Genomic DNA, 11,945 nt, shown 5'->3' on the forward strand with positions numbered 1-11,945 from the left:
CCTAATCATAACATTTCCGGCCAATATCGCCTACGAAACGACTCAGTTATTTAATGTGAAAGCCCGACGGGTTTGCTATGCTACGGCCACGATTGATAACAAAAGAGTAGATCTGTGGCTTCTCCAAGCATCGAAACCGAATTGAATTCATTGAAAGACGCCGTGTCTATGGCATTAGAATATGCCGCCAAGTTGGGCACCTCGGGGGCTGAAGTGGCCATCAGCAAGCAGCAGGGACTCTCTGTCTCGACGCGCTTGAAAGAGGTTGAGACCGTTGAGTTTAATAAAGATGGTGCACTGGGGATCACCCTGTTTCGAGATGGCTGCAAGGGGAGCTCGTCGACCTCAGATCTGAGCCCAGAGGCGATTCGCCGCGCCGTTAAGGCCGCCGATGATATCGCCCGCTTCACCTCGGAAGACCCATTCAACGGCCTAGCCGATGCCGAGCTGATGGCTAAGCAGATCGAAGATCTAGAACTCTACTATCCTCACGAGACCACGCCCGCCGAGCTCGAAGCCCTGGCGGCCCGCGCCGAAACTGCGGCCCTGGATGCCGATGCTCGCATTAAAAACTCCGACGGTGCCAGCGCCAACGCCCATACGGGTGCCAAGGTGTATGGTAACAGCCATGGCTTCCTCAACGGTTACGTCAGCTCACGCTACAGCCTGAGCTGTGTGGTGATCGGCGAGCAAGATGGCCATATGCAGCGTGACTATGACTATACCGTCGCCCGCCGCTTCGACGACCTGTGGACGCCAGAGGCCGTGGGCCAGCAGGCAGCCAAGAAGACCCTGAGCCGTCTCGGTGCGCGTAAGATTGCCACCACTAAGCTGCCTATTCTGTTCGCACCCGATGTGGCGACCGGCCTCATGGGCCACCTGGTGGGCGCCATCAGTGGCAGTAGCCTGTATCGCAAGTCGAGCTTTTTGCTCGACGCCATAGACACCCAGATCTTCCCCGAGTGGTTCACCATCGCCGAGCAGCCGCACCTCAAGGGCGCGCTGGCCAGTGCCTGGTATGACAGCGAAGGGGTGGCGACGATCGATCGCAACATCATCGACAGCGGCGTACTCTCGACTTACCTGCTGACCAGTTATTCGGCGCGCAAGTTAGGGCTGACTAACACAGGCCATGCCGGTGGCATCTATAATTGGACGTTGTCCCATACCGGACAGACCTTCGATGAGCTGGTGAAACAGATGGGCACAGGCCTTATCGTCACCGAGGTGATGGGTCAGGGCGTGAATGGCGTGACCGGCGACTATTCTCGCGGCGCCGCCGGTTTCTATGTGGAGAATGGTGAGATCCTCTATCCAGTGGAAGAGATCACCATAGCCGGTAATCTCAAGGAGATGTACCGCAACATGGTGGCCGTAGGTAAGGAGCAGGACCTGCGCTCCTCTATCCGCACCGGCGCCATTCTGCTCGACGAGATGAAGATTGCTGGTAACTAATCCTAGGGCCTGATTAGCCTGACATTTTTAGCGACCTTAAAGCGAGCCCGATGGCTCGCTTTTTTGTGCGTTAAACTAATCTGCCAGGGCAAAAATGTGGTCATCACGACTTGTATATATGGATGACCATATATATGCTTAGCCATATATTTGTTTGAGGAGCTATTGATGGCTGTAGCAATCTTTAAAGCCCTGTCCGATGAGACCCGTCTGCTGAGCCTGCTGCTGATCCAGGCCGAGGGCGAGCTGTGTGTGTGCGAATTGATGGTGGCGCTGGACGAGAGTCAGCCCAAGGTCTCGCGTCATCTGGCGCAGCTACGCAAGGCGGAACTGCTCAGCGATCGCCGCCAGGGCCAGTGGGTGTTCTACCGTATTAACCCTGAGCTGCCCGACTGGGCGGGCGAGGTGATCCAAAAGACGCTGGCGGGCAACCCTCAGCTGTTGAGTCAGGCCCAGGCCAGGTTGGCCAAGATGGGTCAGCGCCCCGAGCGGGTGCAAGTCTGCTGTAAGGGATAAACCATGGGATTATTTGAGCGTTATCTGAGTGTCTGGGTGGGGCTGGCCATAGTCGCCGGCGTCGGCCTGGGTTATCTGCTGCCGCAGCAGTTTGCCCTGATCGCCTCGTTCGAGTACGCCAGCGTCAATCTACTGATTGCTGTGCTGATCTGGGTGATGATCTACCCCATGATGGTGCAGATCGACTTCTCTGCGGTGAAGGATGTGGGCAAGCGCCCCAAGGGGCTGCTGCTGACCTTGGTGGTGAACTGGCTGATCAAGCCTTTTACCATGGCGCTGCTGGGCTGGGTCTTCTTTCGTGTACTGTTTGCCTCCTGGGTCGATCCCCAGACCGCTAGCGAGTATATCGCCGGCATGATCTTACTGGGCGTCGCACCTTGTACCGCCATGGTGTTTGTCTGGAGTCAGCTCACCAAGGGCAATCCTAACTACACCCTAGTACAGGTGTCGGTGAACGACATCATCATGGTGTTCGCCTTTGCCCCCATCTGCGCCTTCCTGCTTGGGGTGAGTGATATTCAGGTGCCCTGGCAGACTCTGCTGATCTCTGTGGTGCTCTATGTAGTGCTGCCCCTGGTAGCGGGCATAGCGACGCGCAAGGTATTGAATAAAAAGGGTCATATTTTGAGTGTCGAGGCCTTCGTCGCCCGCCTCAAGCCCTGGTCTATCCTGGGCCTGCTGGCCACAGTTGTGCTGCTGTTTGGCCTGCAGGCCAACACCATATTGGCTCAGCCGCAAAACATCTTGCTGATCGCCATCCCCTTGCTGCTGCAGACCTACGGCATCTTCTTCATCGCCTATCTGGCGGCCAAGCGGATGAGGCTAGAGCAGGATGTGGCGGCGCCCGCCTGTATGATAGCCACCTCTAATTTCTTCGAGCTGGCGGTGGCCGTGGCCATCTCCCTGTTTGGTCTGCACTCGGGGGCAGCCCTGGCGACCGTGGTTGGTGTGCTGGTGGAGGTGCCTGTGATGCTCTCCCTGGTGGCCTTCGTCAATCGGGATAAAACCAATTACCTGCGCGGTCTGGGCAAGGCCTAGACGGTTAGCGCGAATCTAACGAATAGGACGATAAGATGACAATCAAAGTGGGAATTAACGGCTTTGGCCGCATGGGACGCCTGGCGCTGCGCGCCGCTTGGGAGTGGGACGATATCGAGTTTGTGCAGATCAACGACCCGGCGGGCGATGCCGCCACCCTGGCGCATCTGCTGACCTTCGACTCCATCCATGGCCGCTGGAACCATGATGCCGTCGCCGAGGGCGAGCAGATCATCATAGGTGACAAGCGCATCAACACCAGTGCCAACCGCGCCATCGGCGACACCGATTGGTCTGGCTGTGACCTGGTGATCGAGGCCTCAGGGGTGATGAAGACTAAGGCGCTGCTGCAGGCCTATCTGGATCAAGGCGTGAAGCGTGTGGTGGTGACCGCGCCGGTGAAGGAAGAGGGCGTACTTAACATCGTCATGGGGGTTAACCATCAGCTGTATGATAAGGACAAATATCCTATCGTCACCGCGGCATCCTGCACTACCAACTGTCTGGCGCCTGTGGTGAAGGTGCTGCACGAGCAGATCGGCATCAAGCATGGCTCCATGACGACCATTCACGACATCACCAATACTCAGACCATCTTAGATGCGCCCCATAAGGATCTGCGCCGTGCCCGCGCCTGCGGCCAGTCACTGATCCCCACCACCACGGGCTCGGCTACTGCAATTACCCACATCTTCCCCGAGCTGAAGGGTAAGTTAAACGGCCATGCGGTGCGTGTGCCCCTGGCAAATGCTTCCATCACAGACTGTGTGTTTGAGATGCAACGCCCGGTGACCGAGCAGGAGGTCAACGCCCTGTTTAAGGCGGCTGCCGAAGGTGAACTTAAAGATATTCTCGGCTACGAGGAGCGCCCGCTGGTCTCTGTGGATTACAAGACAGATCCCCGCTCCAGCATAGTCGATGCCCTGTCGACCATGGTGATCAACGGCACTCAACTCAAGCTCTACGTCTGGTACGACAACGAGTGGGGCTATGCCAACCGCACCGCCGAACTGGCGCGTATGGTCGGCCGCATGGATAAGGCCTAAATGATGCTTGCCAGCCTGCGCGCCCTGCCAAGCGAGATGCGCCAGTATCTGCTGGTGACGGGCAACTACTGGGCCTTCACACTCACCGACGGCGCGCTGCGCATGCTGGTGGTGCTGCATTTTCACCAGCTTGGCTATTCGCCGCTGTCCATCGCCATGCTGTTCCTCTTCTACGAGATCTTCGGCGTGGTGACCAATCTGGTGGGCGGCTATCTGGGGGCTCGCCTCGGGCTCAATCGCACCATGAACATCGGCCTCGGGCTGCAGGTGGCGGCCTTGGCCATGTTGTTGGTGCCCAGTAGCTGGCTTGTCGTGCCTTGGGTGATGGCGGCCCAGGCGCTATCGGGGATCGCCAAAGATCTCAACAAGATGAGCGCCAAGAGCAGCGTGAAGATGCTGGTGGCCAAGGGGGAAGAGGACAGGCTGTACAAGTATATTGCCGTGCTGACCGGCTCTAAGAATGCCCTCAAGGGGGCGGGCTTCTTCCTCGGCGGCGCCCTGTTGGCGCTGCTGGGCTTCAAGGGGGCGATCGGTCTGATGGCGGCGCTTCTGGCTATCGTCTGGCTGGTGAGCATCATCAAGCTCAAGCAAGATCTCGGCAAGGCCAAGAACAAGCCTAAGTTTACCGAGTTGTTTTCCAAGAGCCGGGCGATCAACATACTCTCGGCGGCGCGCATGTGCCTGTTTGCCGCCCGCGATGTCTGGTTTGTGGTGGCACTGCCTGTCTATCTCGCCAGTCAATTTGGCTGGGACCACTATCAGGTGGGTGGCTTCCTGGCGCTGTGGATCATCGGCTATGGCGCGGTGCAGAGCCTGGCGCCCAGGGTTACGGGCAAGGCCAGCGGCCAGGTGCCCGACGGGCGCAGCGCCATGTGGTGGGCAAGTGCCCTGACAATTATCCCCGCGCTGATCGCCTATTTGATGAGTGGTGAGTTGGCGGCACTGGCGCCCGGGTTCAATCTCGGCGTGTTGCTGCTCGGCCTGATGCTGTTTGGCGCCGTGTTTGCGGTGAACTCCTCCCTGCACAGTTACCTGATTGTCAGCTATGCCAGCGACGATGGCGTCTCCCTGGATGTGGGCTTCTACTACATGGCTAATGCCATGGGGCGCCTGCTGGGCACTATCCTCTCTGGCTGGGTGTACCAGGCCTATGGGCTGGGGGCTTGCCTGTGGATCTCTACAGGGCTGCTCGGGCTGACGGTTGTGATAAGCGTGGGGCTGCCGAGGCGCTAGCTTTGGAATGAAGACTGAATGCTTTGAGGTTGCTAAATATTCTAGCAACAGCGGGAACTGCTTAAGAACTCATATATCAAGACTTAGACTCTTGGTGTAACAAAATCAAGAGAATTTGGTTATAGTGACTCTAGGTTCAAGCGTGACCGCTTGTTAATAGTAATCTGAATTTAAAAGGGATTTTCATGGCGGATTTAGAGAAAATTAAGATATTAACCCGGGGTGAGAAGGGCGTTATCGCCGGCGTCTGCTCTGGGTTGGCCGACTATTTCGGTTGGCGAGTCAACGGATTGCGGGTCGCTTTTGTCCTTAGCAGCCTATTCTTCTTCCTACCGGTTTTAGTCTATCTGGTGTGCTGGTTAGTGTTGCCAAAATATCCCACAACCCAAGCGATGCGCCGTCAGTTGCAGCGAAAGGCCAACCAAGCTCGTTGATTGGCCGATCCTGCACCTATGCGTTTGTGTCTCCGTTCATTCCCCTTCAATTTAAAGTAGTTTGTCTCAGTTAAAGAGTCGGAGGCCTAGCGCCGAGAGGTAGAGGCCGAGCCCGAATACGCCATGGGTGATCAGGCTGTGTAGCCGTGCCTGGCCGGGGTTGGGCAGACGTGAGGCGGCGATGCCTGCGCCCATGCCGGGTTGCATCAGCAAGAAGGGGGCGAGCACAGTGACTAAGCCCACCGCGAGGGCGGGGGTCAGGCTTGGGCTGGTGAGCCATTTTGAGCCGGTAATGAGCAGCAAAAGGGCGGCAAAGCTAACGCCGATGAGATAGTGGGCCAACCAACCTATGAGGGTCTCACCCGGGACTGGGGAGGCCTTTGCTATCGCTTGGTGACGAAACTGCCCTTTGGGCATGTGGCCCAGCCAGCGGCCCACCAGATAATAGCTTGGCAGCGGCATACCCAGCAGGGGATGACGCACCAGGCCCCAAAGATCCATGATCAGGGTGGCGCCCAGGCCGATGAGGAGGCAGTCGATAAGGGGAGACATATTCAATCCTTTGTTGTGTGAAGCCATTGATATTGTTAGCTTACAACTTCAAGTCGACTTGAGGTCAAGGGAAGGATATGGATATTTCACAGGTCGCCAAGCGCTCGGGCGTGCCGGCGTCGACTCTGCGTTATTACGAAGAGCGGGGGTTGATCCGCTCGCTGGGACGTCATGGCATTCGCCGCCAATTTGGCGCCGAGGTGCTGGAGCGTCTGGCGTTGATCGCCCTTGGCCGCTCGGCGGGATTATCCCTCGATGAGATTGGCAGCATGCTAGCTACAGGCGGCGATCCCCTCATAGACAGAGAGCTGCTGCTGCGCCGTGCCGACGAGCTGGAGCGCACCATCTTGAGGATGCAGGCGATGCGTGACGGTTTGAGACACGCCGCCAACTGCACCGCGCCCAGTCACATGGAATGCCCCAAGTTTCGCCGTCTGATGAAGGCCGCCGCAGCCGGTGCATTTGACCCTCAGGATAAGCCTTCTCTGCCAAGGCGCTAGCGGCTCGCTTGCGTCTAACACCCTGAACATCCCTTGAGTCTTATTCTTCGGTGTTAGGCTCGCCGCTTCGGCTAACATCTCTCTTTGTTTCAATTTGTTAACAATCGCTGCTTTCATTTTGAACGCTTTTCGTTGTACTCTGGGATGCAATCAACAGAGCGTGGCGTAGATCACCAAAATAACGATAAAAACGACGAGGTTTGAATGGAAGGTATTACTGAATTTGTCAGTACGATCAACGGGTTCGTATGGGGTACTCCCATGCTCGTGATGATCTTAGGCGTGGGACTCTTTCTCTCCTTTGGCTTGCGGTTGATGCCGATCCTTAAGCTGGGTACCGGCTTTAAGCTACTCTGGTCCGGACGTATTCCCGACAAGGATAAGCAGATGAAGGGGGAGATCAGCCCCTTCAATGCCCTGATGACCTCGCTGTCGGCCACCATAGGCACGGGTAATATCGCAGGGGTGGCCACTGCCATCTTTATCGGTGGCCCAGGTGCCCTGTTCTGGATGTGGTGTACCGCCCTGGTGGGTATGGCTACTAAGTTTTCCGAGGCCGTGCTGGCGGTGAAATACCGCGAAGTGGATGATAACGGCAACCATATCGGCGGCCCAATGTACTACATCAAGAATGGTCTGGGCAGCAAGTGGGCCTGGCTGGGTACCGCCTTCGCCCTGTTTGGATCCTTTGCCGGTTTCGGTATCGGCAACACGGTACAGGCCAACTCTGTGGCCGATGCCCTTAACAGCAACTTCGGTGTGCCGACTTGGGTGACGGGTCTGGTGCTCATGGTGCTGGTGGGCGCCGTGCTGATGGGCGGTATCAAGCGTATCGCCGATGTGGCGGGTAAGCTGGTGCCTCTGATGACGGTATTCTATATTGCCGCCGGTCTGTCGGTGATAGTGGTTAATGCCGCAGCGATCCCAGATGCTATCGCCCTTATCGTTCACAGCGCCTTCAATCCTGTGGCGGCCCAGGGCGGTTTTGCCGGGGCGGCAGTATGGGCGGCGGTGCGCTTTGGTGTGGCCCGCGGCGTCTTCTCTAACGAGGCCGGTCTGGGTAGTGCGCCTATCGCCCACGCGGCGGCGCAGACCAATAACCCTGTGGCCCAAGGCCTAGTGGCTATGCTGGGTACCTTCATCGATACCCTGGTGGTCTGTACCATTACCGGTCTGGCGATTGTCGTTTCCGGTGCCTGGACATCGGGTGAGAATGGCGCGGCGCTGACCTCCTATGCCTTCTCTCACGCCCTGCCTATGGGCAACTATATCGTGGCTATCGCCCTCTCTATCTTCGCCTTCACCACCATCCTGGGTTGGAGCGTCTATAGCGAGAAGTGTGTGCAGTACCTGTTTGGTGTGCGCGCGGTAAAACCCTTCAGAGCCATCTGGGTCATTGTTGTTCCCCTAGGGGCCGTCAGCTCGCTCGACTTCATCTGGCTGCTGGCCGATACCCTGAACGCCATGATGGCGATACCAAACCTGATCGCCCTGTCGCTGCTTAGCCCTGTGGTCTTCGGCTTGACCCGTGAGTACTTCATCAAGAAGCGTCAGCAGGAAGCAGAAGCCAGTAGCTAAGCAAACTGTTAGAGCCTGAGTTTGTTGAATTGAAGAAGCGCCCAAAAGGGCGCTTTTTTTGTACCTCAGTTCTGGAATCAATCGAGGCGCTTATTGAAGCGCAGCGAGGCGACCAAGATACCGACCAGGGTGAAGCCGATAAGCCAGAGGGCATCGAACTGCATGTCGCTCAGGGCGCCGCCCCGCAGGACGATGGCGCGAATGATGCGCATGAAGTGGGTGGCGGGCAGCAGCTCGGCGATCCACTGGGCCGGCTTAGGCATGGCCTCGAAGGGAAACATGAAGCCCGACAGCAAGATAGTGGGCAGTATGATGAAGATAGTCATCTGCATCGCTTGTAGCTGGGTCTTGGCTATGGTGGAGATGATCAGCCCCAGGGTGAGGCTGGCGGCGATGAAGAGCAGGGTGCCCATCAGCAGTTGGGCGATGGCGCCATTGATGGGCACATCGAAGATAAGATGCCCAAGCCCGAGGATGATGGTCATCTGCACCAGCCCCACCAAGATATAGGGGACTATCTTACCGAGCATCAACTCTAAGGGCTTGATGGGGGTGGTGATCAGCAGCTCCAGGTTGCCACGTTCGCGCTCTCTTACTATGGCCGCCGAGGTAAAGAGGATCATTGTCATGGTGAGGATCACCGCGATCAGCCCTGGCACTATGTTGACCGCCGAGCGCTGCTCTGGGTTGTAGAAGAGGGCGACCTCGAAGGTGGGCAGCCGCTGGGTGTCTTGGCCCGTGATCTGATCCAGCGGCATGTTCCTCAGCTGGCTGATGGCCGAGGCCACCATAGTATCCGAACCGTCGACCACCCATTGGCCCAGTGTCTCGCCGTTGGCGAGCTTCTCGGTAAGGTTAGGCGGCAATATCAGCGCCGCGCGCACCTCGCCACGGGTGATGGCGGCCTCGGCCTCCTCGGCGCTGGCATAGTGCTTCTCTATGCTGACCACCTGAGTCACCTTGACGGCCTCGACGATCCAGCGTCCGGCGGCGGAGTGGCTCTGGTCCACCACCACCACGGGCACGTTACGCACATCGGTATTGATGGCGTAGCCAAACAGCAACAGCTGGATCAGGGGGATCATCACCACCATGCCGAAGGTAATGCGATCCCGTTTGAGTTGGCGGATCTCCTTGGTGGTGATCGATTTTATCCGCCTCAGGCTAGCGAGTAACATCTGCAGCCTCCCTAGAAGTCTTGAGTCCCTTACCGGTGACGGAAACGAAGAGATCTTCCAGGTTGGGTGAGACCAGGCTTAATTGATTTGGCTTTAGTTGGCTAGCGTTAAATTGATTTGGGCTCAGCGGTTCAGGCGTTAGTTGCCCTGTCATGGTGCGACTCTTCTCCAGCAGCCAAGGGATGGGATCTGCTATCTGCTTATCGACTAGGACTCGCAGACGGTCGCCGAGTTGGGCGGCGGAGGGGATCTCGCTGAACTGGCTCAGGTGTGACTTTAGCTGGCGCAGTCTGTGGCCAGCTATCTCTATGACATGCAGTGGCATCGCCTCAAGGAGCGCCTGAGGATTGCCCTTGGCACGAATGTGGCCGCTTTCCATGATCGCCAGCTGGTGGCAGCGCTGCGCCTCGTCCATGTAGTGGGTGGTGACCAGTATGCTGGTGCCGCGCTCGGAGAGATCGAATAGCTGCTCCCAGAAGTCGCGCCGGTTTTGAGGATCCACCGCCGAGGTGGGCTCGTCGAGAAACAGCAGCTCGGGCTCATTGATGCAGGCGCAGGCCAGCCCCAGGCGCTGCTTCTGCCCGCCGCTGAGGGTGCCCGCTAGCTGCTGGCGCTGGGCGTCGAGATGATAGGTATCGATCAGCTCATCTATCTTGCGTTTGCTCTCCCTGGCACCCAGGCCATAGATGTCGGCGATAAATTGCAGGTTCTCCCTGACGCTCAGGTCTTCGTAGAGGGAGAACTTCTGGGTCATGTAGCCTATGCGCCGCCTGAGGGCCTCGGCCTGCTGGGGGATGGCCATGCCGAGCACGGAGATCTCGCCCCGGGTTGGGGTCAAGAGGCCGGTGAGCATGCGTATTGTGGTGGACTTGCCGCAACCATTGGGGCCGAGAAAGCCGTAGATGTGCCCCTTCTGCACCTGTAGATCCAGCTCGGCAACCGCAAGTAGGTCGCCAAACCGCTTATCGACGCCTCGGGCATCTATGGCCAGATCCGCATTTAACGGCATCAGGGCAGCTCCACCTGGGCGGGGATCCCCGTGGGCAGGCTCTGAGCCCTGTCGTCGAGATCGAACTCCGCCAGATAGACGAGGCGAGACCTGTCCTGCTGATTCAAGGCGTAATAGGGGGTGAAGGCCGGCTCCTTGCTGAGCCAGCGTAGCGTGCCGGTAAAGGGCTGCGCCTGACCGTCGACATGGACTTTTAGCTGCATCCCAATGGTGAGTTTGGCCATGGCGGGGGCGGGAATATAGACCCTGGCATAGGCGGCCTTGTCGGCCTGAATCGCCACTACCACGGCGTTGGCGGGCACTCGTTCGCCGAGGTTAAAGGGCAGGCTGTCGAGGCGACCGCTGCGGGTCGCCGTGATGCTGAGATCTTCCAGCAGCTGGCGCGCCAGATCCAGCTCGGCGGCCGCCGCATCCAGTGCCGCCTGGGCCTGCTGAATATCTTCCTGACGCACGCCGACAATCAGTTTACTCAAGGCTTCGTTCGCGGCGTTATGTTCGGCGATGGTCTGATCCCGGCTAGCAACGGCCTGATCCAGCTCCTGCTGGCTTACCAGGTTCTGTCGCTTGAGTTTGTCGATGCGCCTGTAGGTCTTCTCCGCCTGCACCATGGCGGCGGTGGCACGCTCCAGATTGGCCTGGGCGCTGGCGATATCCTCCGGGCGTTCGCCATTGGTGAGCCTGAGCAGGTAGGCCTGTGCCTTCTGCCACTGGGCCTGGGCGTTGGCAACACGTGCAAGTTGTTTGCGGGTGTCGAATTGCAGTAGCAACTCGCCTTGGGTGACTAGGCTACCTTCGCGTTTAGGTAAGCCCGTGATGATCTCTGAGGTGGTGGCGCGCAGGAGTACCCGGTCTCGCTCTAAGGTGCCCAGAGCCTGGGGCGGCTCGGCGCCCTGACAGCCGCTTAGCAGCAGGATAAGTGGGGCGATAAGGCGTAAGGATTTGCTTAGCGTCATGATGACCTCTTGCAGACGAACCGCTTGGAAGAATTATGACTATCAATAAGTTATGTACTGAATTTAATCTTACACCAATTTAACCTGGGTAGAAGGGGAATCTTTGAGCCCTGAGTTTGAGTGCTATATCCTTGATGTACTCAAGGCTTATGCTCAAGGTCGAGAGCAAACGCCTGCATGGAGCCTGGCCCCATGCAGTGGTCGCGCGAAGGAGGCAAAGGAGTCTGGGGTTAGTAGAAATCTCCCCCCATGGCGCGTTTGAGTGCCGCCTCTTCGAGTAACTCTTCCAGGCGACGTTTGACTTCGCGTCTGTGTTGCAACTCACAGGCCGCCTTAGGGTTTTTGGGTGCTGTGATCGCTTCGATTTCAGCATCGTTCGGAATAACATCGAGTAACTGAGCCATAGTGAAATCCTCGTCAAATAAAGTGCTTGTGCACTCATTTGGTGCCGCT

General features: G+C 57.8%; 13 protein-coding genes. 8 read left to right on the forward strand and 5 right to left on the reverse strand.

Going from position 1 to position 11,945, the window contains the following annotated elements:
* Nucleotides 1–114 precede the first annotated feature (114 nt).
* From pmbA to SHEW_RS02170, 6 genes are all read left to right on the forward strand, one after another.
* Nucleotides 115–1,455, forward strand: coding sequence for a metalloprotease PmbA (gene pmbA, locus SHEW_RS02145; protein ID WP_011864222.1), 1,341 nt, complete (start codon nucleotides 115–117; stop codon nucleotides 1,453–1,455).
* A 168-nt stretch (nucleotides 1,456–1,623) separates the two neighbouring features.
* Nucleotides 1,624–1,971: a metalloregulator ArsR/SmtB family transcription factor gene (locus SHEW_RS02150; RefSeq protein WP_011864223.1), complete on the forward strand. Its 348-nt coding sequence runs from the start codon at nucleotides 1,624–1,626 to the stop codon at nucleotides 1,969–1,971.
* A gap of 3 nt (nucleotides 1,972–1,974) precedes the next feature.
* Nucleotides 1,975–3,009 carry an ACR3 family arsenite efflux transporter gene (gene arsB, locus SHEW_RS02155; RefSeq protein WP_011864224.1) on the forward strand — a complete coding sequence of 345 codons (1,035 nt, stop codon included), beginning with the start codon at nucleotides 1,975–1,977 and terminating at the stop codon, nucleotides 3,007–3,009.
* A gap of 35 nt (nucleotides 3,010–3,044) precedes the next feature.
* Nucleotides 3,045–4,055, forward strand: a complete 1,011-nt coding sequence (locus tag SHEW_RS02160; protein WP_011864225.1) for an ArsJ-associated glyceraldehyde-3-phosphate dehydrogenase — start codon at nucleotides 3,045–3,047, stop codon at nucleotides 4,053–4,055.
* A gap of 3 nt (nucleotides 4,056–4,058) precedes the next feature.
* Nucleotides 4,059–5,288, forward strand: a complete 1,230-nt coding sequence (gene arsJ, locus SHEW_RS02165; protein ID WP_041406895.1) for an organoarsenical effux MFS transporter ArsJ — start codon at nucleotides 4,059–4,061, stop codon at nucleotides 5,286–5,288.
* 185 nt (nucleotides 5,289–5,473) lie between these two features.
* Nucleotides 5,474–5,722 carry a PspC domain-containing protein gene (locus tag SHEW_RS02170; protein WP_011864227.1) on the forward strand — a complete coding sequence of 83 codons (249 nt, stop codon included), beginning with the start codon at nucleotides 5,474–5,476 and terminating at the stop codon, nucleotides 5,720–5,722.
* Nucleotides 5,723–5,788: 66 nt separating this feature from the next.
* On the opposite strand, the gene SHEW_RS02175 is transcribed toward SHEW_RS02170, so the two are convergent.
* Complete coding sequence (locus SHEW_RS02175; protein ID WP_011864228.1) at nucleotides 5,789–6,274, reverse strand: DUF2938 domain-containing protein; 486 nt, start codon at nucleotides 6,272–6,274, stop codon at nucleotides 5,789–5,791.
* Between the two features lie 77 nt (nucleotides 6,275–6,351).
* Between SHEW_RS02175 and SHEW_RS02180 the strand changes: the two genes are divergently transcribed.
* Both SHEW_RS02180 and SHEW_RS02185 read left to right on the forward strand, forming a co-directional pair.
* On the forward strand, nucleotides 6,352–6,774 hold the full coding sequence (locus SHEW_RS02180; protein ID WP_011864229.1) for a helix-turn-helix domain-containing protein: 423 nt from the start codon (nucleotides 6,352–6,354) through the stop codon (nucleotides 6,772–6,774).
* A gap of 204 nt (nucleotides 6,775–6,978) precedes the next feature.
* Entirely contained in the window at nucleotides 6,979–8,352 is a 1,374-nt protein-coding gene (locus tag SHEW_RS02185; protein ID WP_011864230.1) for an alanine/glycine:cation symporter family protein, read from the forward strand.
* A 77-nt stretch (nucleotides 8,353–8,429) separates the two neighbouring features.
* Here the strand turns inward: SHEW_RS02185 and SHEW_RS02190 are convergent, their stop codons facing one another.
* The 4 genes from SHEW_RS02190 to SHEW_RS20800 form a co-directional block, all read right to left on the reverse strand.
* A complete protein-coding gene (locus SHEW_RS02190; protein WP_011864231.1) occupies nucleotides 8,430–9,530 on the reverse strand; it encodes an ABC transporter permease in 1,101 nt (366 codons plus the stop codon).
* Nucleotides 9,517–10,539 (reverse strand): ABC transporter ATP-binding protein, encoded by a 1,023-nt coding sequence (locus tag SHEW_RS02195; protein WP_011864232.1) that lies wholly within the window; start codon nucleotides 10,537–10,539, stop codon nucleotides 9,517–9,519. Before SHEW_RS02195 ends, SHEW_RS02190 begins: the two co-directional genes overlap by 14 nt.
* Nucleotides 10,539–11,492 carry an HlyD family secretion protein gene (locus SHEW_RS02200; protein WP_011864233.1) on the reverse strand — a complete coding sequence of 318 codons (954 nt, stop codon included), beginning with the start codon at nucleotides 11,490–11,492 and terminating at the stop codon, nucleotides 10,539–10,541. The genes SHEW_RS02195 and SHEW_RS02200 overlap by 1 nt, the downstream gene beginning before the upstream one ends.
* A 230-nt stretch (nucleotides 11,493–11,722) precedes the next feature.
* Nucleotides 11,723–11,896 carry a hypothetical protein gene (locus tag SHEW_RS20800; protein WP_011864234.1) on the reverse strand — a complete coding sequence of 58 codons (174 nt, stop codon included), beginning with the start codon at nucleotides 11,894–11,896 and terminating at the stop codon, nucleotides 11,723–11,725.
* Nucleotides 11,897–11,945: the final 49 nt, after the last annotated feature.

This window comes from Shewanella loihica PV-4, from assembly GCF_000016065.1.
Lineage (GTDB): Bacteria > Pseudomonadota > Gammaproteobacteria > Enterobacterales > Shewanellaceae > Shewanella > Shewanella loihica.